Source organism: Mesorhizobium sp. P2_C4 (assembly GCF_056404575.1).
In genome coordinates this window covers 118,968-138,412 of record NZ_JBFUDT010000001.1, presented here as the reverse complement: position 1 = coordinate 138,412, position 19,445 = coordinate 118,968, and the positions used below count along the sequence as shown (strand labels likewise).

At 63.4% G+C, this 19,445-nt stretch carries 21 protein-coding genes; 10 read left to right on the top strand and 11 right to left on the bottom strand.

All coding sequences use genetic code 11. The features are described 5' to 3' along the window. Positions 1-4 precede the first annotated feature (4 nt). A complete protein-coding gene (locus AC1DX6_RS00725) occupies positions 5-892 on the top strand; it encodes a ParB/RepB/Spo0J family partition protein (RefSeq protein ID WP_477310255.1) in 888 nt (295 codons plus the stop codon). Positions 893-1,204: 312 nt separating this feature from the next. On the opposite strand, the gene AC1DX6_RS00720 is transcribed toward AC1DX6_RS00725, so the two are convergent. Beyond that, positions 1,205-1,465 (bottom strand): hypothetical protein, encoded by a 261-nt coding sequence (locus AC1DX6_RS00720; RefSeq protein WP_477310253.1) that lies wholly within the window; start codon positions 1,463-1,465, stop codon positions 1,205-1,207. 234 nt (positions 1,466-1,699) lie between these two features. Here AC1DX6_RS00720 and AC1DX6_RS00715 point away from each other — a divergent pair, with 234 nt between their 5' ends. Together AC1DX6_RS00715 and AC1DX6_RS00710 are read left to right on the top strand one after the other, a co-directional pair. Continuing rightward, positions 1,700-2,326: a DUF1326 domain-containing protein gene (locus AC1DX6_RS00715; protein ID WP_477310251.1), complete on the top strand. Its 627-nt coding sequence runs from the start codon at positions 1,700-1,702 to the stop codon at positions 2,324-2,326. A 10-nt stretch (positions 2,327-2,336) separates the two neighbouring features. After that, positions 2,337-3,137: a DUF2182 domain-containing protein gene (locus AC1DX6_RS00710; RefSeq protein WP_477310249.1), complete on the top strand. Its 801-nt coding sequence runs from the start codon at positions 2,337-2,339 to the stop codon at positions 3,135-3,137. A gap of 45 nt (positions 3,138-3,182) precedes the next feature. On the opposite strand, the gene holA is transcribed toward AC1DX6_RS00710, so the two are convergent. After that, complete coding sequence (gene holA, locus AC1DX6_RS00705) at positions 3,183-4,223, bottom strand: DNA polymerase III subunit delta (RefSeq protein WP_477310247.1); 1,041 nt, start codon at positions 4,221-4,223, stop codon at positions 3,183-3,185. Positions 4,224-4,725: 502 nt separating this feature from the next. Between holA and AC1DX6_RS00700 the strand changes: the two genes are divergently transcribed. The 5 genes from AC1DX6_RS00700 to AC1DX6_RS00680 all read left to right on the top strand — a co-directional run bounded on the left by AC1DX6_RS00700 (position 4,726) and on the right by AC1DX6_RS00680 (position 11,003). Further along, the gene (locus AC1DX6_RS00700) at positions 4,726-5,958 is read left to right on the top strand and encodes a thiamine pyrophosphate-dependent enzyme (protein ID WP_477310245.1); all 1,233 of its coding nucleotides are present in this window, start codon (positions 4,726-4,728) and stop codon (positions 5,956-5,958) included. 2 nt (positions 5,959-5,960) lie between these two features. Beyond that, the gene (locus AC1DX6_RS00695) at positions 5,961-6,974 is read left to right on the top strand and encodes an alpha-ketoacid dehydrogenase subunit beta (RefSeq protein ID WP_477310243.1); all 1,014 of its coding nucleotides are present in this window, start codon (positions 5,961-5,963) and stop codon (positions 6,972-6,974) included. A 9-nt stretch (positions 6,975-6,983) separates the two neighbouring features. Then, positions 6,984-8,291 (top strand): dihydrolipoamide acetyltransferase family protein, encoded by a 1,308-nt coding sequence (locus AC1DX6_RS00690; protein WP_477310241.1) that lies wholly within the window; start codon positions 6,984-6,986, stop codon positions 8,289-8,291. Positions 8,292-8,527: 236 nt separating this feature from the next. After that, positions 8,528-9,922, top strand: coding sequence for a dihydrolipoyl dehydrogenase (lpdA, locus tag AC1DX6_RS00685; protein ID WP_477310239.1), 1,395 nt, complete (start codon positions 8,528-8,530; stop codon positions 9,920-9,922). Positions 9,923-10,130: 208 nt separating this feature from the next. After that, entirely contained in the window at positions 10,131-11,003 is an 873-nt protein-coding gene (locus AC1DX6_RS00680; protein ID WP_477310237.1) for a glycosyltransferase, read from the top strand. A 273-nt stretch (positions 11,004-11,276) separates the two neighbouring features. On the opposite strand, the gene AC1DX6_RS00675 is transcribed toward AC1DX6_RS00680, so the two are convergent. Beyond that, positions 11,277-12,380: a saccharopine dehydrogenase family protein gene (locus AC1DX6_RS00675; RefSeq protein ID WP_477310235.1), complete on the bottom strand. Its 1,104-nt coding sequence runs from the start codon at positions 12,378-12,380 to the stop codon at positions 11,277-11,279. 150 nt (positions 12,381-12,530) lie between these two features. Between AC1DX6_RS00675 and AC1DX6_RS00670 the strand changes: the two genes are divergently transcribed. Then, entirely contained in the window at positions 12,531-12,959 is a 429-nt protein-coding gene (locus AC1DX6_RS00670; RefSeq protein ID WP_477250362.1) for an Lrp/AsnC family transcriptional regulator, read from the top strand. Positions 12,960-12,978: 19 nt separating this feature from the next. Here AC1DX6_RS00670 and AC1DX6_RS00665 read toward each other — a convergent pair whose 3' ends face one another. From AC1DX6_RS00665 to AC1DX6_RS00650, 4 genes are all read right to left on the bottom strand, one after another. Continuing rightward, positions 12,979-14,349: a sensor histidine kinase gene (locus tag AC1DX6_RS00665; RefSeq protein WP_477310233.1), complete on the bottom strand. Its 1,371-nt coding sequence runs from the start codon at positions 14,347-14,349 to the stop codon at positions 12,979-12,981. After that, positions 14,336-15,013, bottom strand: a complete 678-nt coding sequence (locus AC1DX6_RS00660) for a winged helix-turn-helix domain-containing protein (protein WP_477310231.1) — start codon at positions 15,011-15,013, stop codon at positions 14,336-14,338. Before AC1DX6_RS00660 ends, AC1DX6_RS00665 begins: the two co-directional genes overlap by 14 nt. 105 nt (positions 15,014-15,118) lie before the next feature. Then, positions 15,119-15,919, bottom strand: coding sequence for a COG4705 family protein (locus tag AC1DX6_RS00655; RefSeq protein WP_477310229.1), 801 nt, complete (start codon positions 15,917-15,919; stop codon positions 15,119-15,121). Between the two features lie 27 nt (positions 15,920-15,946). After that, positions 15,947-16,204, bottom strand: coding sequence for a hypothetical protein (locus AC1DX6_RS00650; RefSeq protein WP_477310227.1), 258 nt, complete (start codon positions 16,202-16,204; stop codon positions 15,947-15,949). Positions 16,205-16,452: 248 nt separating this feature from the next. Between AC1DX6_RS00650 and AC1DX6_RS00645 the strand changes: the two genes are divergently transcribed. Further along, positions 16,453-17,085 carry a methyltransferase family protein gene (locus AC1DX6_RS00645; RefSeq protein WP_477310225.1) on the top strand — a complete coding sequence of 211 codons (633 nt, stop codon included), beginning with the start codon at positions 16,453-16,455 and terminating at the stop codon, positions 17,083-17,085. 133 nt (positions 17,086-17,218) lie between these two features. Here the strand turns inward: AC1DX6_RS00645 and AC1DX6_RS00640 are convergent, their stop codons facing one another. From AC1DX6_RS00640 to AC1DX6_RS00625, 4 genes are all read right to left on the bottom strand, one after another. Beyond that, complete coding sequence (locus AC1DX6_RS00640; RefSeq protein WP_477310223.1) at positions 17,219-17,692, bottom strand: hypothetical protein; 474 nt, start codon at positions 17,690-17,692, stop codon at positions 17,219-17,221. A gap of 4 nt (positions 17,693-17,696) precedes the next feature. Beyond that, a complete protein-coding gene (locus AC1DX6_RS00635; protein WP_477310221.1) occupies positions 17,697-17,957 on the bottom strand; it encodes a DUF982 domain-containing protein in 261 nt (86 codons plus the stop codon). A gap of 290 nt (positions 17,958-18,247) precedes the next feature. Beyond that, positions 18,248-18,457, bottom strand: coding sequence for a hypothetical protein (locus AC1DX6_RS00630; protein ID WP_477310219.1), 210 nt, complete (start codon positions 18,455-18,457; stop codon positions 18,248-18,250). Continuing rightward, positions 18,454-19,203 (bottom strand): COG4280 domain-containing protein, encoded by a 750-nt coding sequence (locus tag AC1DX6_RS00625; RefSeq protein WP_477310217.1) that lies wholly within the window; start codon positions 19,201-19,203, stop codon positions 18,454-18,456. The genes AC1DX6_RS00630 and AC1DX6_RS00625 overlap by 4 nt, the downstream gene beginning before the upstream one ends. Positions 19,204-19,445 lie beyond the last annotated feature (242 nt).

The window sequence follows — 19,445 nt, the reverse complement described above, 5'->3', positions numbered from 1 at the left end:
GAGAATGAGCGAAGACCTTTCAAGAAAAAGACTGGGGCGGGGACTGGCGGCGCTGATCGGCGAAATCGATCGCCCGGCCGCACCGGAAAAACAGGGCCTGAACGCCGACGGCAAGGTGCCGATCGAGTTCCTGACGCCGAACCCGAAAAACCCGCGCCGGCATTTTGGCGACGCCGAGCTCACCGATCTGGCGCAGTCGATCCGCGAGCATGGCGTCGTGCAGCCGGTGGTGGCGCGGCCGTCGCCGACGCAGGCCGGCCGCTACGAGATCATCGCCGGCGAGCGGCGCTGGCGCGCGGCGCAGCGCGCCGGGCTGACCGAGATCCCGATCATCGTGCGCGACGTCAACGACCGCACCGCGCTCGAGCTGGCGATCATCGAAAACGTCCAGCGTACCGACCTCAACCCGGTCGAAGAGGCGCTCGGCTATCAGCAGCTGATTGACGATCACGGCTACACCCAGGCCGATCTCGGCCAGGTGATCGGCAAGAGCCGCAGCCATGTCGCCAACACACTGAGACTCTTGAAGCTGCCGGACGTGATCCGCGACATGCTGGTCGACGGCGCTCTGTCGGCCGGCCATGCCCGCACTCTGGTGACGGCCGAAGATCCGGCGGGTCTCGCCAAACGCATCGTCGAGGAAGGGCTGTCGGTCCGCCAGACGGAAGCGCTGGCGCAGATGCCAGCCGGCAGCAGCTCGAACGGAGCGCGCCCGGCCGCGAAACCAGCGGACAAGGATACCGACACGCTGGCGCTGGAAAAACTGATGACCGACACGATCGGCATGATCGTTTCGGTGGAGCACAAGGGCAAGGGCGGCGTGCTGCGGGTGAATTATCGGTCGCTGGAACAGCTCGATGAGTTGTGCCGGCGGCTGAAGCAGGAACGGTAGTTAGCCGGCGAATAATTGATTTAGCGGTTGTGGAAAGGGCTGGCGATTGCCGGCCCTTCTCTTTTGCGGCGTTCACGTCTGGCGAAGGCGGCGGAGCTGCCAATCTCCCCCTTGTGGGGGAGATGCCCGGTAGGGCAGAGGGGGGCGCGAAGGAATACCAGCCTTCCGTTCCTTGCAGAGCCACCGAGAATCAGCCGAAGGTGAGATTGCCGTAGATCGATGGGTCGGATTGGCAATATCGTTGCGCTGATCGACCCTAAGGAAGATGAAAAGCCAGTGGCTGCGCGGCTCCTACAAGAAGCACGGCATCCTCTAGTTATCGTCTTCGATAGTGCCGCCGATTTTATTTCGGAGCGAACGCAGCAGGCGCAATACGACTTCATCCTTCGTGTAGTGGCGGCCGCTAATATCGACTTGAACATCTCCGTTAGCTTCCACATTGACGTAGGCGATAGCATCGCTCCCGCCTAGTGCGAGGAGCAGCCAAGGATGCCGCTGGCCAGGAAGTTGCCGGTCCAACTCCGCCTCAGTCTCGGCTTTCCCTATCGTTCCAACGAGGAAATACGACTTCATGCGTCCTGATAGGCCGATCGGCCTCAGAATTCAAACTGACCCGCTACCCGGCCGCGCTGCGGCTTGACAGTGCCGGGCCACGGCGTAACCTGAGTAAGTTGTGGCTAAAATTATCTGCCCTGGCGTGCCGATCAGTCGCGGCGAGGGGTATTTGCCATTCCTACAATCGTCGTGAAATGGCACCGCCTCGCCACAGCGATATGCCGACGCGCCTGACGCAAGTGGGAGGTGCAAATGGCGGTCCGTTGGCAATTGTCCGGAAGTTACTTCGAAAATTGTAGCTGCGATGTCGTATGTCCTTGCCTGCTGTCCACCAACGCGCAGCTGACATCGAAGCCGACGCGAGGCGTTTGCGACGTCGGTTTGGTCTTTCACATCGATAAGGGCAATTACGGCGACGTTCGATTGGATGGGCTCAGTGTCGCGATGGTTGCGCACACGCCGGGTCCGATGGCAAACGGCAATTGGACGGCCGCCGCCTATATCGACGAACGGGCCGATGACCGGCAAACAGAGGCGCTGGGTGCTATCTTCACCGGCGCCGCGGGCGGCCCTATGGCGGTGTTGGCACCTATGATCGGCACGAATCTCGGCGCCAAGAAGGTACCGATAGACTACCGGATAAACGGCAAGAAGCGGTCGGCGGAGATTGCCGGCGTCATGCGGATGGCCGTCGAGCCGCTGCCGACAATGCGCGAGGACGGACAGATGTGGGCGGCCACCGGCCATCCTGTCAATCCCGACTGGCTCGCCCTGGCGATGGGGGCGGAAGGCAGTACATTCAGCGACCATGGCATGAGCTGGGACAATTCCCGCCGGAACGGACATTACGCCCCGATCAATTGGTCCGGCCAGCAATAGGTCTGGCCGCATGGTCGAGGCGGATCCGCTGACGCTGCAGCGAAACATCATTCTCGCGATGCTGATCGCGATCGCTACGGCCGCGTGGGCTCTGCTTGTCTGGCAGCAGATGGGCATGGACGCGGACATGCGCATGGGAATGTACTCACTGACCATGGGCATGAAGGCGCCGCTGTTTCTTGCCGTCTGGATGATCATGATGATTGCCATGATGTTTCCGACGGCCGCGCCCATGATCCTGACGTTTCACCAGGTCCAGGCCGGCAAACAGGGCCGGGGCGAGACCTTTGTCTCGAGCTGGTCGTTCGTGGCCGGGTACATGCTGGTCTGGGGCGTGATGGGCGTCGTCGCCTTTGCCGCTGCGGCGGGTGCGGAGTTGCTTGCCGGGCATGTGGGGTTGTCCACGGCGACGGCCGCGCGTATCGGCGGCGCGCTGCTGATGATTGGGGGCGCCTATCAACTCTCCCCACTGAAAGATTTGTGCCTGGCCAAATGTCGCACGCCGATTGGCTTCATCCTGACCTCATGGCGCGATGGTTACTGGGGCGCGGTTCGCATGGGCCTGGAGCATGGACTATTTTGCCTGGGCTGCTGCTGGCTATTGTTTCTCGCCCTGTTTCCTCTCGGGATCATGAACGTCGCCGCAATGGCGGTGGTCACCTTGCTGATGTTTGCGGAAAAGACCCTTCCGTCAGGAGAGGGGATCGCAAAGGTGTCGGGTGTCGCTCTGCTGCTTTATGGCGCGGCGGTTCTGGTCTTTCCACAGGCACTGCCAACCTTCCAGCCGATGGGCGCCATGACAATGAATTGACCAATGGAGGTGCGGGACGGCGCCGAAAGGGGGAGGATCGCTCTCCTACCGCTGCGCCAGCCGGCTGCTCTCCACGGCAATGCCGAGCAGCGCCTGTCTTGCCAGCGCCACCGACAAATCCGGCCTTCGCCGCGTCTGCAGCACCGCTGCCTGCAGCCTGGTCAGTGCGCGGCCAAGCGCCTCGCCGCTCCAGCGTTCCAACGCCTTCTCCACCAGCTTGCGCCGCGAGAAAAACACCGGCGGACGGGCCGCGGCGACGACCGAGGCGGCGTTGCGGCCGCCGGAATCCATCTGGCCGCGCATGGCCTGGATCGCCTGCAGCTGCCGCATTGCCGAGGACAGCACCAGAAAGGGCTGGCCGGACTGGCAATGGCGGGTGAAGGCGGTGTCGAAATCGCTGATTTTCCCCTCGAGCAGCGCGTCGACGGCGTCGTCGAAGGAGGCGCCGGAAACGTCGCCCGACATCGCCTTGACGTCGTCGAGGCCGATCTCCTTCTGGCCGTGCGCGTAAAGCACCAGCTTTTCGATCTCGCCGCGCGAGGCCAGCCGGTCGCCGCCAAGATTGCGGCGCAGCGCCTGCCGGGCATCCAGCGCCATGGTCATGTCGGCCTTGCGCAATTCGTCATCAATGACGGCGTCGATGTCCCTGGCTTCATCGGCGTAGCAAGGCAGGGCCATTGCGGTGTCGGCCGCTTCGACGATGGCGCGCAGGCCGACGCCCTTTTTGAGATCGCCGGCTTCGACAAGGATGATCGCGTCCCGCGCGGGCTCCGCCGCCAGCGCCTTGACGTCGTCGGCCAGCGCCTTCTGGCCGCTGGCATTGCGCACCCAGAGCAGGCGGCGCTCCGAAAACATCGGCACGGTGCGCGCCTCGTCGAGCAGGCGGCCTTCGTCGCGGTCGACTTCCGAACCCTCCAGCCGGACCACCGAGAACGGATCGTCGAGCGGCAGGCCGGTCTTGCCGGCAAACGCCTTGGCGCGTTCGGCGACCAGCCCGCGGTCGGGACCGTAAAGCAGGACGATCGAAATCCGCGCGTCCGGCTTCGCCAGCCACGAATCGACCTCATATCCTTTTTTCTGCGCCATGGTGGGTGGTTAGCATGGGGAGAGGACGGAGTGAACGGCGGAGCGCGTGATCTCCCCCCTCGTGGGGGAGATGTCCGGCAGGACAGAGGGGGGCGCTGTCCCGCCGGCCTATCCATCGATCCCGACTGTGCCCCGGGACGTGCTCCCGACTGGTCGCAGGTGGCCAAGATGGCGTTCCTTCACGCCCCCCTCTGCCCTGCCGGGCATCTCCCCCACGAGGGGGGAGATTGGCAGCTCCGGCCGCAGCGCCAGTCTCGAGTCACCGCCAATTGCCTTATCTGACGGAAAACCCTCCACCATCTTGTCCCAAATTGCGCGCCGCTACCCAACATCGACAAGAAATTTCGCTGCCATATCTGCATCTTGTCGACCGCACACCGCATCGGCCCCGAAAAGGCTGATGATCGGGAGGACGGGCTTTATCTGGCCCGACGAATTGACACTGGTCTGGCGGCACAGATGTGCAAATATCCTGGCCAGGCAACATTGGAGGACCAAGGTCATGGCCGATGCTGGAATGTTGCGCTTCCACGTGCCCGAACCGGAGGTGCGTCCGGGCGGGACGCCGGACTTCTCCAACGTGCCCATTCCCGAGGCCGGCTCGGTGCCGCGGCCTCAGATCGATGTCGACCCGCGCACCATACGCGACATGGCGTTCTCCATCATTCGCGTCTTGAACCGCAACGGCGAGGCCGTCGGCCCGTGGGCCGGGCTGCTCTCCGATGAGGAGTTGCTCACCGGCCTGCGCCACATGATGACGCTGCGCACTTTCGATGCGCGCATGCAGATGGCGCAGCGCCAGGGCAAGACCTCGTTCTATATGCAGCATCTGGGCGAAGAGGCGGTGGCCTGCGCCTTCCGCAAGGCGCTGGCCCCGGGCGACATGAACTTTCCGACCTATCGCCAGGCCGGCCTGCTTATCGCCGACGGCTATCCGATGGTCACCATGATGAACCAGATCTATTCCAACGAGGCCGATCCGCTGAAGGGCCGGCAATTGCCGGTGATGTATTCGTCGAAGGAGCATGGCTTCTTCTCGATCTCCGGCAATTTGGCGACGCAGTACATCCAGGCGGTCGGCTGGGCGATGGCTTCGGCGATATCGAACGATTCGCGCATTGCCGCGGCCTGGATCGGCGATGGCTCGACCGCTGAGTCCGATTTTCATTCGGCGCTGGTGTTCGCCTCCACCTACAAGGCGCCGGTCGTGCTCAATGTCGTCAACAACCAGTGGGCGATCTCTACCTTCCAGGGCATTGCGCGTGGCGGCTCCGGCACGTTTGCGGCACGCGGGCTTGGCTTCGGCATCCCGGCGCTGCGCGTCGACGGCAACGACTATCTCGCCGTGCATGCGGTGGCCAAATGGGCGACCGAGCGCGCGCGCAAAAACCTCGGGCCGACGCTGATCGAATATGTCACCTACCGCGCCGGCGCCCATTCGAGTTCCGACGACCCGTCCGCCTACCGGCCGAAGACCGAGTCCGACGCCTGGCCATTGGGCGACCCGGTGATCCGGCTGAAGAACCACCTTATCGCGCGCAAGGTCTGGTCGGACGAGCGCCATGCCCAGGCCGAGGCGGAGATCCTCGACATGGTGATTGCGGCGCAGAAGGAAGCCGAGAGCCACGGCACGCTGCACGCCGGCGGCAAACCGTCGACGCGAGACATGTTCGAAGGGCTCTATGCCGAGATGCCGCCGCATCTCAGACGCCAGCGCCAGCAGGCGGGGGTCTGACCATGCCAAGACGGACCATGATCGAGGCCATTCGCGACGCCATGGATGTGTCGATGGCGCGTGACGAACGCGTCATCGTCTTCGGCGAGGATGTCGGCTTTTTCGGCGGCGTGTTTCGCTGCACGCAAGGCCTGCAGGCCAAATACGGCAAGAGCCGCTGCTTTGATGCGCCGATCAATGAATCCGGCATTGTCGGCTCGGCCATCGGCATGGCCGCCTACGGGCTGAAGCCGTGCGTGGAAATTCAGTTTGCCGACTATATGTACCCGGCCTATGACCAGCTGACGCAGGAAGCGTCGCGGCTTCGCTACCGCTCGAATGGCGATTTCACCTGCCCGATCGTGGTCAGGATGCCGACCGGCGGCGGTATCTTTGGTGGCCAGACCCACAGCCAGAGTCCGGAGGCGCTGTTCACTCATGTCTCCGGGTTGAAGACGGTGGTGCCGTCCAACCCGCATGATGCCAAGGGCCTGCTGATCGCGGCGATCGAGGATCCCGATCCGGTGATTTTTCTGGAACCGAAGCGGCTCTACAATGGCCCGTTCGACGGCCATCACGACCGGCCGGTGACGCCATGGTCGAAGCATGAGCTCGGCGAGGTCGCCGATGGTCACTACACGGTGCCGCTCGGCAAGGCGGCAATCCGCCGCCAGGGTTGCGCCATCACCGTGCTGGCCTATGGCACGATGGTCTATGTCGCCCAGGCGGCCGCCGAGGAAACCGGCATCGATGCCGAGATCATCGATCTGAGAACCCTGCTGCCGCTCGATCTCGACACGATTGTCGCTTCGGTGAAGAAGACCGGCCGCTGCGTGGTCGTGCACGAGGCGACGCTGACCTCCGGCTTCGGCGCCGAGCTTTCGGCGCTGGTACAGGAGAATTGTTTCTACCATCTCGAGGCGCCGGTGGCCCGCGTCGCCGGCTGGGACACGCCCTATCCGCATGCGCAGGAGTGGGAGTATTTCCCTGGTCCGGCCCGCGTCGGCCGTGCCCTGCGTGAAACATTGGAAGCGTGAGGCCAGACCATGGGCGAACACATCATCAAGCTGCCGGATGTCGGCGAAGGTGTTGCCGAGGCCGAGCTGGTCGAGTGGCATGTCAAGGTCGGCGACCTGGTGCGCGAGGACACGGTGCTGGCCGCTGTCATGACCGACAAGGCGACGGTCGAGATTCCCTCGCCGGTCGATGGAGAGATCCTGTGGCTCGGCGCCGAGATCGGCGACACGGTGGCGATCGGCTCGCCAATCGTTCGCTTGAAGGTTGCCGGCGAAGGCAATGTGAGTTCGGTCACAGCGGAAAAGCCTGTCGAAGCGGAAGCGCCGGCCAAGCTCACAACACCGAAGCCTGAGGCTGCTGTGTCAACTCCGACGGTAACGCCAAAGGCGGCCGAGGCGCCGGCGAAACCCGCGCCAACCTCTGCTGCGAAAAGCACGGCGCAAGCTTCCGGCGCGCCGCGGCCCGAAGGCGAAAAGCCGCTGGCCTCGCCGGCTGTTCGTCTCCGGGCAAAAGAAGCCGGCATCGATTTGCGTCAGGTCGCGGGAAGCGGCCCGGCCGGCCGCATAAGCCATGAGGACATCGAGGCGTTCCTAAAGCGTGGACCGCAGATGGCGGCGGTTTCCGGCTTGGCTCGCAACGACGCGGTCGAGGACATCAAGATCATCGGGCTCCGGCGCAAGATCGCCGAGAAGATGTCGCTGTCCAAGTCGCGCATCCCGCACATCACCTATGTCGAGGAGATCGACGTCACCGCGCTTGAGGATCTGCGCGCCGCGCTCAACAAGGAGAAGCGCGCGGACCGGCCGAAGCTGACGCTGCTGCCGTTCCTGATGCGGGCGATGGTCAAGGCAATCGCCGCCCAGCCCAACCTCAACGCGCTGTTCGACGACGAGGCCGGCATCGTCCACCAGCATGGCGGCGTCCACATCGGCATCGCCGCGCAGACGCCGTCGGGGCTGGTGGTGCCGGTGGTCAAGCACGCCGAGGCGCGCGACATCTGGGATTGCGGCGCCGAGGTGAACCGGCTTGCGGAGGCGGCCAAGTCCGGCACGGCAACGCGCGACGAGCTTTCGGGCTCGACCATCACCATCACCTCGCTTGGCGCCATGGGCGGCGTGGCGACGACACCTGTCATCAACCACCCGGAAGTGGCGATCATCGGCGTCAACAAGATGATGGTGCGGCCGGTGTGGGATGGCACCCAGTTCATTCCGCGCAAGATGATGAACCTCTCGTCGAGCTTCGACCATCGCGTCATCGACGGCTGGGACGCCGCGGTGTTCATCCAGCGCATCAAAACGCTGCTGGAAACGCCGGCGCTGATTTTCGTGGATTGATGGGGGATGAGGTTGATCTCGAAGCGCGAGCCGTCCGGTTCCAGGCTCCCCCTTCTCCCCTTGTGGGAGAAGGTGTCGCCGAAGGCGACGGATGAGGGGTGCTCCAGGGAACGCCAGCGTCTCACTCCGCTGGAACACCCCTCATCCGTCTCGGCGCTGTCACGCCGATCCACCTTCCCCCACAAGGGGGGAAGGACAAGGGGCGCAGCGGCCTTCGCCGAAAGGAAGCAGTGGTCATGAAAGAAATCTCCTGCAAGCTGCTCGTCATCGGAGCCGGTCCGGGCGGCTATGTCTGCGCCATCCGCGCCGGCCAGCTCGGCATCGATACGGTGATCGTCGAGACCGGCAAACCGGGCGGCACCTGCCTCAATGTCGGTTGCATCCCGTCCAAGGCGCTGATCCACGCGGCCGAAGAGTTCGAGAAGGTGACGCATATGGCCGGCGGCAAAAGCCCGCTCGGCATTTCGCTGTCGAGGCCAGCGCTTGACCTCGCTGCAACGATCGCCTGGAAGGACGGTATCGTTAGCCGGCTGACCAGTGGTGTCGCCGGGCTGCTGAAGAAGGCCAAGGTCAAGACCGTGTATGGCTGGGCGACGTTTCGCGACGGCAAGACCGTCGAGGTCGAGACCGAGATCGGCGTGCAGGTGATCCGTGCCGAAACGGTGGTGATCGCAACCGGCTCGGCGCCGGTCGAATTGCCGTTCCTGCCGTTTGGCGGGCCGGTGATTTCATCCACCGAAGCGCTGGCGCTCGGCGACGTGCCGAAAAAACTTGCGGTCGTTGGCGGCGGCTATATCGGGCTGGAGCTAGGCATTGCCTTTGCCAAGATGGGCGCCAAGGTGACGGTGGTCGAGGCGCTGCCGCGCGTGCTGGCGCATTATGATGCCGAGTTGACGCGGCCGGTGGTCAAGCGGCTGGGCGAGCTCGGCGTCGAGGTGCTGGTGAACGCCAAGGCCAAGGGGATTTCCACCAAGGGTGATGCGCTGCTGGTCGAGACTGCGGACGGCAAGAGCGCGAAAATCGCCGCCGACAAGATTTTGGTCACGGTCGGGCGCAAGCCAGTGACCGAGGGCTGGGGGCTCGAGCAGATCGATCTCGATCGGGCCGGCAAATTCATCCGCATCGACGACCAGTGCCGCACCTCGATGCGCGGCATCTTTGCCATCGGCGACGTCACCGGCGAGCCGATGCTCGCGCACCGTGCGATGGCGCAAGGCGAGATGGTGGCCGAGATCGTCGCCGGCCACAAGCGCAGCTGGGACAAGCGGTCGATCCCCGCCGTCTGCTTCACCGATCCGGAGTTGGTCACGGCAGGCCTGTCGCCGGACGAGGCAAAGGCCCAAGGCGAGATCAAGATCGGCCTGTTTCCGTTCGCCGCCAATGGCCGGGCGATGACCAAGCTTGGCGAGGAAGGGTTTGTGCGCGTCGTTGCACGCGCCGACAACCATCTAGTGCTCGGCATCCAGGCGGTCGGTCATGGCGTGTCGGAACTGGCGGCCGCCTTTGGCCTGGCGCTGGAAATGGGCGCGCGGCTGGAGGACATCGCCGGCACCATCCATGCCCACCCGACGCAAGGCGAAGGTTTTCAGGAAGCGGCGCTGAAGGCGCTCGGCCACGCCCTGCATATTTGAGCGCTTAGCGGCCTTCCTTTCCTCTCCCCCGATCGACGGGGGAGAGGAACGGCGCGAACCTATTCCTTCAGGCTCCCTTCCTCCTCCAGCAGACTCCCATCCTGCTCCCACAAGGGGAGAAGGTAACGTCGCGCTCCTCACTTCGCCCGCCGGCCCGCCGGCCCGCCGTCGATTGTCGCAAATCAGCAGGTGTATTAAGTGTCCGGCCATGGACACCAGACTGAAGAAATACATCGCCATTCGCTACAACGCCGCCACCGGCTTCAAGCCGAGCCAGTGGGATGGAAAGGGCCGCGCCAATCTCGACCCGGTATGGCTGGTTGAGCGGTTGGCGTTGTTTGACAGATATTGCGCGCCTTCGCTCGAAGGCCAATCGCTGAAGGATTTTACCGTCCTGGTGGCGTTCGATGCCGAGACGCATGAGAACTATGTTCGGACAGTTTGCAATTGTGTGGCCGGAATCGACGTCAGGCCGGTCCTCGTTGAGGCTGGCGACGACTATAACAATCGCTTCAATGCGTTCGTCCAGAGCGATAGCGATGCCGAGTATGTCTCGCTCACGCGGCTCGACAGCGACGACGCGCTGGCGCCGACCTTCATGGAGCGCGTGGAGCACTACGCGCGTCGGGAGATCGAGAAGGGTGCGGTGGACGTGCAGCCCCTCTACATTGCCTTTCCGGACGGCCAGAATTTCGACACGGCAACCGGCCGCTACACGCTCCACGAATATGTCACGTCGGCATTCGGCACGCTGGTCGAGAAGAGATCACCGGCGATGAGCGGCATCTACAGCGAGCACCACGCAAAGATGGCGACGCGCTTCAACACCGTCGTGGCGGCGTCGAAGGGCGCGCAATGGTGCATCGTCATCCACGACAACAATGCCGCCAATGTGCTGAGGGGCAAGCCGGTCGCGGAGCCGTCTTTTGCCGTCGGTCGACCCGGCATCGAAACCAAGGTGCGGGAGCCCAGCCGAAAGAAGAGCGCGCCGCGACAGGCGGCGCGGTCCGGCATGGCGCCACGAACCGCGGGCAATGCTATTCGGTTTCTGCTCGGGCGACCGCTGCTGTTGCGCAAGTAGGAGCGCTCTAACCCCCCTTGTGGGGCGCTCCAGGCTCCTTTCCTCTCCCTCCGGAGGGGGGAGAGGTGGCGCTGCATAGCAGCGACGGAGTGGGGGAAGGCGGTCCTCAAATGCGGCACCGCTGGACAACTCACCACAGAGTCTCAATTAGGGTTGGGCCCGCCCGGCTTGAAATAACGATGCCCGCGCGAGGTCGACCCCCACGCCGTCGAGCTTCGCTCGACACCTCTCCCCAGATCGACGGGGGAGAGGAACGGCGCGAACCTCAAGGCCTCAGCTCGCCAGCCGGCTTACCATTTCGTGCTGTGCATAGGCGCGGCCGAAACGGTTGGCGAGGAAGGCGTCGAGCGCGATGTCTTCCTGCCTGACGAAGCCGGTAGCCGGCAGGCTGCCGTCGGCCAGCATGTCGAGCACGGCGCAGATGCCTGACGCGGTGGTGATCTGGATGGCGCTGCGCACCTGGTTGCCAATGCGCTGCGAATAGATCTTGTTGGCGTAGGTCTCCTGCAGCAGGCGGCCGTTGCGGCGGCCGGAAACGGTGACGAAGACGATGACCACGTCCTGCAGCGTTGCCGGCAAAGCACTTTCAAAAATGTCCTTCAGCACGTCGCGGCGGTGGCGCAGGCCAAGGTCGTTGAGCAGTGCCTTCATGATCGCGGCGTGGCCGGGATAGCGGATGGTGCGGTAGTTCAGCGTGCGCACCTTGCCCTTCAGCGACTCGGCCAGCGTGCCCAGGCCGCCGGAGGTGTTGAACGCTTCGTAGGTGACGCCGTCGAGCGAGAATTCCTCGCGCTCCTCCAGCGGCGGCACTTCGATCAGTTCGCCCTCGACGATGGCTTCGCAAGGCTCGCAATATTCGTTGATGACGCCGTCGGTGCTCCAGGTCAGATTGTAGTTCAGCGCATTGGACGGGTATTGCGGCAACGCGCCGACGCGCATGCGCACGCTTTCCAGCGTGTCGAAGCGGCTGGCGAGATCGTTGGCGACGATGGAGATGAAGCCGGGCGCCAGCCCGCATTGCGGGATGAAGGCGCTCTTGCCCGACTTGGCCAGTTCCTTGACCCGGCGGGTCGAGACGACATCCTCGGTCAGGTCGAGATAGTGGACGCCGGTGGCGGCCGCCGCCTCGGCGATGCGGGTGGTCAGATGGAAGGGGGCGGCGCTCAGCACGGCAAAGGCGCCGGCAAGCGCGGTCTCGAGGGCGCCGGGCGCGGCAATATCGAGCTCCAACGCTTCGACGCCGGCGGGGAGTTCAGCGGCAGCAAGCTGTGCCGCCGCGCGATCAACGACAGTGACGTGATAGTCACCGGTGTCGGCGAGCATGCCTGCAATGGTCGAGCCGATCTTGCCGGCGCCTACGGCGATGATTTTCTTCATGATCCGATTCCCTCGTGAAAGCTTCTGGCCCGAACCGCTGTGCGGTGGGCACCATGTTCAGGAGAATCGCAGCTTGCCTGTCGAAAGGAAGCGTGGAATTGTTCGAAACGAAACCTCTCTTTGGTCAATCTGCCGGCAAGGTTCGTCGAAATGCTCAGTGATGCCGAACAGGCCCTGCTTTCTCTACTGCGCGGCAATGCGCGCGCCTCGACCGCCGAGCTGGCGCGCCAGCTTGGCGTCTCGCGCACCACGGTGCAAAGCCGGATCGAGCGGCTGGAACAGCGCGGCATCATCACCGGTTACGGCGTCAGGCTGGCGCCGGACTATGAACAGGGGCTGGTGCGGGCGCATGTGCTGCTCACCGTCACGCCCAAGCTGGCCGACAAAGTGGTGCGCAGCCTGCAGGCGCTGGCGCCGGTGCGGACGCTGCATTCGGTCAGCGGCAATTTCGACATGATCGTCATCGTCGACGCGCCGTCGATCCGGGATCTCGACACGCTGCTCGATCAGATCGGCGCCATGGAAGGCGTCGAGCGGACGTCGTCGTCGATCATCCTGTCGACGCGCATCGACCGCTGAGCGCAGTGGCTGCCGCGCCTTAGCCAGTTGCCTTGGTGGCAGGAAAACTCACGACAACCGCAAGGCCGGGATGGCGGTCTTCCAGGGCAATCGAGGCGCCGTGCAGATCGGCTATGGCGCGCACCAGGCTCAGGCCAAGGCCGCTGCCCGGCGTCGTGCGGCTGTTGTCCAGCCGGTAGAGCCGCTGGAACACTTTTTCGCGCTCCTCGGTGGGAATTCCAGGGCCGTCGTCGCCGACCTTCGCCAGAATGCGGTCATCCCTCGATGTCACCGACAATTCGATTTCCGTGCCGGCCGGGCAATGCCGCAAGGCATTTTCCACCAGATTGGCGAACATCTGCGTCAACAGTTCCCGATCGCCATGGATCCGGCTGCCGTGGTCCAGAACCATCTTCGCCGAAAGCGACTTGCCGTCGTCCTCGGCGACGCCGGCATAAATTTCGGCAATGGTTTCGACGACGCCACCAAGCTCCAGATCGACGAAGCGCGCCTTGCGCGCGCCGGCCTCGATCTGGGCGATGCGCAGCAGCGCATCGAATGTCTCGTTGATCTGCAGGCCTTCCGCCCGCGCCTCCGTTAGTTCATCGGAAACGGCCTCGCCCAAAGTGGTTTTTTCGGCGGCGCCCTCCAAAATCATCTGCAGGCGGTTCAGCGGCGTCTTCAGATCGTGGGCGATGTTGGCGCTGACCTGCTTCATGCCTTCGACCAGCGCCGCCAGCCGGTCGAGCGCTGCGTTGACCTGCGTGGAGACACTGTCGATATCGTCGCCGTTGCCAACCAGGGGAATGCGGGCGTCAAGCCGCCCATGCGACACGTCGACCATGGTGGCGGCGATGCCGTCGAGGCGGCGCTGGACACGCGACGCCAGCAAGGCGCCGCCGGCCACCGCCAGACCGGCGATGATCAGGGTTGCCCAGCCGAAACTCATCAGGACAATGGTTTCCAGCTCCTTGGTTTCGGAAAGGCTGAAGGCGACCGTCAGATTGTTTCCACCAACCGAACCGGACCAGGCGCGGTAGACGGTGTCGGCCGGCACGCCGGGCATGGTGGCATCAAACATCGAGAAGCCATCTGGAAGGTCTGCCGCGGTAAAGTTTCCGGCCAGATGATTGCCGGTCGGACCAGTCAGCGAGAACAGCTGCTCTTTCTTGGTTGAGAGCGCGGCATGGCTGTCGACCGTGGCAACCAGATCCTCCAGGTCGGCTTCGGCGTAAGTCGCCGCGACCACGGAATAGGTCTCCTTGATGGATTCGTCGAGCCGCTCGGCAAGATCGGCGCTCATCAGCTGATAGACGATGGCGCCCGACAAGATAAAGGCAAGCACGAACAGGAAGGCAAAGGTCAAAGCAAGCCGGAAAGGCGTGCTGCGCAGAAGGTTAAACCGGCGCATGCAGGCTGTAGCCGGTGTTGCGGACGGTGTGGATGAGCTGCATCTCGAACGGCTTGTCGATCTTGGCCCTTAGCCGGCTGATATGGGTCTCGACGACGCTGGTCCTGGGATCGAAATGGAAGTCCCAGACGCGTTCCAGCAGCATGGTCCGGGTGATGACCCGGCCTTCGCCGCGCATCAGCACTTCGAGCAGGCTGAACTCCCGCGGCTGCAGGTCGATCACCTGACCCTGCCTGGTGACGCGGCGCATGATCAGATCCATTTCGAGATCGGCGACCCGCAAGGCGGTCTTCTGCTCCTGCGCCGCCGGCCGGCGACCCAGCGCGTTGATGCGGGCAAGCAGCTCGGAAAAGGCGAATGGCTTGACGAGATAATCGTCGCCGCCGGCCTCCAGGCCTTCGACCCGGTCGTCGACGCCACCGACCGAGGTCAAGAAGATCGCCGGCGTGCGCACGCCGGCGGCACGCACCGCCTTGATCATCGACAGGCCGTCGAGGCCAGGGATCATGCGATCGGCAATGATGACGTCATAGGCGTCGCGCGTCGCGGCAAACAGCGCGTCATGCCCGTTGCGCAGCAGGTCGCAAACATGTCCGGCTTCGCTCAATCCCTTGACGACATAGTCGGCCGTCCTGGGGTCATCCTCAACAAGGAGAAGGCGCATCGTCGTTCCGGTCTGTTGCCGACTTTTCAAGGTAGCACGCTATCACCGGCAGCGACCCGTTCCTAGAATAGCGGCCAGCGCCTGCCCGCTCGTCATGCAGCCGCTTCATTCGTGCTCCGATTGAAGCAGGATTTCGTCGGTCTGGTCGATGTCCCGCTTCAGCGTCATGTAGAGAACAAGGGCGACGATGCAGCCAAGGAAGAGGATGCTGGTCAAGGTGGTGCCAAAGCCGAGGCCGCCATATTCGACCGGTTGCGACAGCAGGTCGCCGAATGAGGCGCCAAGCGGCCGCGTCAGGATGTAGGCGAGCCAGAAGGCAAGGATGCCGTCCAGCCTGAGGACATAATAGGCAAAGGCGATGAGCGCGATGACGCCGCCAAACAACAGGCCGGTGGTGAGGTAGCCGATGTCGAAGCTTTCCGCGACAAGGTCGCCAGCCGCGGTGCCGAGCGAGAAGGTGAAGAGGATCGCCAGCCAGTAGAAGATCTCACGCCGGGTGGTGAAGATGGTGTGGATCGACAGCGTTCTTTCGCTGGCGTACCAGACCGAAAATGTCGCGGCGAGCGCGATGCTGAAGGCGATGGTCGTCGTTTCAAGCCGCACGCCGAAATTGTCGACGAGGTTGTCGGTGACCAGCGTGCCGACGATGCTGATCAGCACCACCGCCAGCCAGTAGGCCCATGGCACATAGCGTTTCTGGGCGAACTGCAGGATAAGGGCGACAACCAGGATGCCGGTCATGATCAACGAGGTGACGGTGAGCCCGAGGCCGAGATTGACGGCGAGATAGTCGGCCGCCGTCTCGCCCATGGTCACCGCCATCAGCTTGATCAGCCAGAAATCGACGGTGACATCGGGAACCCGGTTAAGAAGAGGCGCGGCACGTTGGGTGGCTGGCGGCAGCATGGCGGTGTCCTGTCGTTGCGGGCGGAGTTACTTGCCCAGGATTTTCATGGCCTGAGCGAAGAAGTCGTCGGCGCGCTTGTCGTCGTCGGCGTTGCAGCGCTCGATGCCCTTGGTCTCCAGCTCGGAGACCTTGGTTTTGTCCGCATCGTCGAGTTTGGCTTCGGCTTCCGCGGCGCGCAGGGTCTTGAGCGTTTCTTCGCAAGGCGCTGGTGCGGCGGAGGCGGCTGCAATCGGGTTGGCGATGGCAAGTGCTGTGAGCGCGAGGGCGAGAACCAGTCTGTTCATGGGCGCTTTCCTGTTGGCGCCGGTCTTTTGGCGATCGTGCTCCGGCCAGACTGACCGGCAGCGGCGACCCTAGGGACGCGACTTCACCGGCATCTGTCTGGAAGCTTACATTTTCGTAAGAATGGGCGTGGAAGCGACAAAATCGCCACCGACGTCTCGCCAGCAACCGGCAGAAAGAGTAGTGGCTAATGCAGGGCGCACCGCCGCCGCCCGGTTCCACAGGCTTGCCGGAGTCGCAAGAAACACCAATGACCTACGCTTCCCCCAAGCCGTCGCCGGTGGCGTTCGACCAGCACAGGCGCCTCATCGTTGTCCAGGTGGCGGCCGTCCTGGCCATAGTGCTGCTGTTGTTTGCCAAGCCGTTCCTGAGCGAAGGGTCGGACGGTCACGAGCTCATGGAACTCTTCGGCGTCGTCCTGGTGCTTGCCTGTGTCGGCGGGCGGCTGTGGAGCATTCTCTATGTAGGCGGCAAGAAGAACGAAGAGCTGATTTCCGCGGGGCCATTCTCGATGACCCAGAACCCGCTCTATTTCTTTTCCACCATCGGCGCGGTGGGCATCGGGTTGATGTACGGATCCGTCGTCGTGGCCCTGGCATTGGGTCTCGCCAGTTTCATCGTTTTCCGGGTGACGGCGCGCAAGGAAGCCGAATTCCTGCTGGGAAAGTTCGGCCCCGCCTACACGGCCTATGCCGAGCGGACGCCGCGCTTCTGGCCGAACCCGCTGCTGTTTGTCGACCAGGCCGAGTGGCAGTTTTCAACGGCTGCGCTGAAGCGGACATTTTATGACGGGCTCTATTTCCTTGCCCTTTTCCCGCTGATCGAAACGGTCGAACATTTCAGGAATGGTGGCTTCCTGCCGACGCTGTTCACCCTCTATTGATTCTATTGATTGGCGCCACGAGCCGCGCGGCGGACGCTGAGCACCAGGATCACAAGGCAAGCATTTCAGGAGTGGCGGCTTCCTGCCGACGCCGTTCACCCTCTATTGATCAGCGCCTGACCCTTCCCGGCGGTCAATAGCGGGGCCTTTTGTCGGAAACCACGACCAGCCTGCCGCCAACATGCTGGCAGCGCTTGCATGCCAGCTTCGATGCCAGCCGCCGTTCGCAGATGAAGTCGTAGTGGGTGCCGTAAGTCTCGATCAGAGGGTCAAGATCGAGCGAGCGCAGATGACCGCAACGCGGATTGCCGCAATAGGCGCTCAGGCCCAATCCAAGTTCCCTGAGTTCGGCGAGTTTTGTCGGCAGTGCGGTCGGGACGACAATAGAGGCGGGCTGCACCGGGTTTGCCACCGAGACCAGGATGGGTCGTCGAAATTCCGCGCGGTCAATGGCGCTTATCGCCTGGACGGCTTCATCTTCCGCGAAGCCAATATGCGTATCGATGCTCTCCATCGCTTCCGTATGGCCGCGGACAAACAAAGCCCTTCGCAGCACGTGCAGCGCATCCCTCGTCTCACAGAGTGTCGTGCGGAGCGTGAGAGGCATCTCCTCAATCCCTCAGGTAGCTGTCGGGAAGGCAATCGGCTTCGACGGCCGCCGCAATGAAGGCCCTGTGGACGTCTCTGGTGCTGCAGGAGCCGACCCTTTCCTGCACCAGGGCAGCCAGCGCAGCCAGGAACAGCGGGCCGTCGGAGGGCCAGTCATTCGCCAGGGCATCGGCCATTTCGGGAAGTGTCCGCAGCACCGAAATCGTGCCGTCGGTGCTCTCGATGGGGATTCCGGAAAATACAGAGGTTGGGATGATTGTCATTGCACAGCTCCCGCTGCTCTCAAGCACCAGCGCCCGTTCAATGGCTGATGACAAAGCTAGTTGAGCACTTAAACAACGCACTGTCTATTAACTATGACGTATCGACTGTGGCTTGCGATCGCGTCGCCATTTACATCCACCGAACGAAATCAACGCACCGCAGGGATGCGCACACTGCGGCGACCCAGCGGCATGGCCTCGTCGTCTCTTTGCATAGTTGGCGGGTTTTCCCGGTTGCTTTCAGTGCACTGGGCACCACGACAACCGCACAACCGACCGGCAATGGACCGCTATCGAGCGCGGGCGGCGCGCCGCACGCTTTGCACCAGGATCGCGAGGCAACCCACCAGCAGCGCAATGCCGCCAAGCAATGGCGGCATTGCGAAAAGCCTTACAGCCGCTGTGACCGCCGCAATCAGCATCAGCGCCAGCAGCGCCAGGTTACCGTCATCGATGAACATGCCGACGAGTTCCTTGATGGCAAGACGGACAATGCTCATCGGGCAAACCCCCTGGTGGGATAGGCGCTGCGCAGCCAGCGGACGATGGCAAAGGAGGCCAGCGCAACGACGGCGAAGATGGCCAGCAGTGCCAGATCGGCGCCCGGCCAGTCGGCGCCGATGCCTTCGCCCGTCCAGAAAATGCCAAAACTGGTCAACATCAGCCCGACGACGAATTTGAGCGCATTTTCCGGCACGCGCGCCAGCGGCCGGTGCACTGCGAGCCCGATCATCATCACCAGGATGAACGCCGCCAGCGCGCCGAGGCCGGCGTAAAGCGTCTGCCCATGCGCGGCGCCGACCGCAATGACGATGAACACCACCTCGACACCTTCGAGCAGCACCGCCTTGAACGCCGCCAGCCCTGCCAGATAGTCGGCCCGGCGGTCATTGGCTTGCTGCTGCAAGCTGGCGGTCTCCTTGGAAAACGCCGCCGCCTCGTCATGCAGGGCGATGACGCCAACGGCGCGCAGGATGGCCTTGCGTAGCCAGCGCAGGCCAAACAGGATCAACAGCACGCCGACGACGAATTGCAAGATGGTGATGGGAACCAGCGCCAGCAGCGGCCCGAACGCCACCACCAGTGCCGCCAGCAGCGCCAGCGCCAGGGCAGCGCCGGTGAGAGCCGACCGCCAGCCGCGCGTCACTCCGACCGCCAGCACGATGGTGAAGGCCTCGACGACCTCTACGAAGGAAGCGAGGAAAGCGGCGGTGACGGTCGAAAGGATGGGGGTGAGGTTGTGCATGAGGCATCCCGAGCAGCTTGCGAGAATGCCTTAGAGTGAATTTAGCTTCCAGTGCCCCAAAAACGAAAAGCCGCGGCGGACCGCGGCATTTCGATGCTTGATTCCCCTTCGAGGAAACTGGAGCGCCGGACAGGATGAAACTGGGCACGGCTATCTTACTGTTTGCGCTATAGCTTTTTGAGGCAAGCCCATATGGCCCTTTCGTCCTTGGCGGGTTGAACAAGGCTGCAACCCCAATATGG

Excerpts from the sequence above, each read along its gene's own strand:
- AC1DX6_RS00725 (WP_477310255.1), top strand. The coding sequence starts at position 5 with ATGAGCGAAGACCTTTCAAGAAAAAGACTGGGGCGGGGACTGGCGGCG.
- AC1DX6_RS00720 (WP_477310253.1), bottom strand. The coding sequence starts at position 1,465 with ATGAAGTCGTATTTCCTCGTTGGAACGATAGGGAAAGCCGAGACTGAG.
- AC1DX6_RS00715 (WP_477310251.1), top strand. The coding sequence starts at position 1,700 with ATGGCGGTCCGTTGGCAATTGTCCGGAAGTTACTTCGAAAATTGTAGC.
- AC1DX6_RS00710 (WP_477310249.1), top strand. The coding sequence starts at position 2,337 with ATGGTCGAGGCGGATCCGCTGACGCTGCAGCGAAACATCATTCTCGCG.
- holA (WP_477310247.1), bottom strand. The coding sequence starts at position 4,223 with ATGGCGCAGAAAAAAGGATATGAGGTCGATTCGTGGCTGGCGAAGCCG.
- AC1DX6_RS00700 (WP_477310245.1), top strand. The coding sequence starts at position 4,726 with ATGGCCGATGCTGGAATGTTGCGCTTCCACGTGCCCGAACCGGAGGTG.
- AC1DX6_RS00695 (WP_477310243.1), top strand. The coding sequence starts at position 5,961 with ATGCCAAGACGGACCATGATCGAGGCCATTCGCGACGCCATGGATGTG.
- AC1DX6_RS00690 (WP_477310241.1), top strand. The coding sequence starts at position 6,984 with ATGGGCGAACACATCATCAAGCTGCCGGATGTCGGCGAAGGTGTTGCC.
- lpdA (WP_477310239.1), top strand. The coding sequence starts at position 8,528 with ATGAAAGAAATCTCCTGCAAGCTGCTCGTCATCGGAGCCGGTCCGGGC.
- AC1DX6_RS00680 (WP_477310237.1), top strand. The coding sequence starts at position 10,131 with ATGGACACCAGACTGAAGAAATACATCGCCATTCGCTACAACGCCGCC.
- AC1DX6_RS00675 (WP_477310235.1), bottom strand. The coding sequence starts at position 12,380 with ATGAAGAAAATCATCGCCGTAGGCGCCGGCAAGATCGGCTCGACCATT.
- AC1DX6_RS00670 (WP_477250362.1), top strand. The coding sequence starts at position 12,531 with ATGCTCAGTGATGCCGAACAGGCCCTGCTTTCTCTACTGCGCGGCAAT.
- AC1DX6_RS00665 (WP_477310233.1), bottom strand. The coding sequence starts at position 14,349 with ATGCGCCGGTTTAACCTTCTGCGCAGCACGCCTTTCCGGCTTGCTTTG.
- AC1DX6_RS00660 (WP_477310231.1), bottom strand. The coding sequence starts at position 15,013 with ATGCGCCTTCTCCTTGTTGAGGATGACCCCAGGACGGCCGACTATGTC.
- AC1DX6_RS00655 (WP_477310229.1), bottom strand. The coding sequence starts at position 15,919 with ATGCTGCCGCCAGCCACCCAACGTGCCGCGCCTCTTCTTAACCGGGTT.
- AC1DX6_RS00650 (WP_477310227.1), bottom strand. The coding sequence starts at position 16,204 with ATGAACAGACTGGTTCTCGCCCTCGCGCTCACAGCACTTGCCATCGCC.
- AC1DX6_RS00645 (WP_477310225.1), top strand. The coding sequence starts at position 16,453 with ATGACCTACGCTTCCCCCAAGCCGTCGCCGGTGGCGTTCGACCAGCAC.
- AC1DX6_RS00640 (WP_477310223.1), bottom strand. The coding sequence starts at position 17,692 with ATGCCTCTCACGCTCCGCACGACACTCTGTGAGACGAGGGATGCGCTG.
- AC1DX6_RS00635 (WP_477310221.1), bottom strand. The coding sequence starts at position 17,957 with ATGACAATCATCCCAACCTCTGTATTTTCCGGAATCCCCATCGAGAGC.
- AC1DX6_RS00630 (WP_477310219.1), bottom strand. The coding sequence starts at position 18,457 with ATGAGCATTGTCCGTCTTGCCATCAAGGAACTCGTCGGCATGTTCATC.
- AC1DX6_RS00625 (WP_477310217.1), bottom strand. The coding sequence starts at position 19,203 with ATGCACAACCTCACCCCCATCCTTTCGACCGTCACCGCCGCTTTCCTC.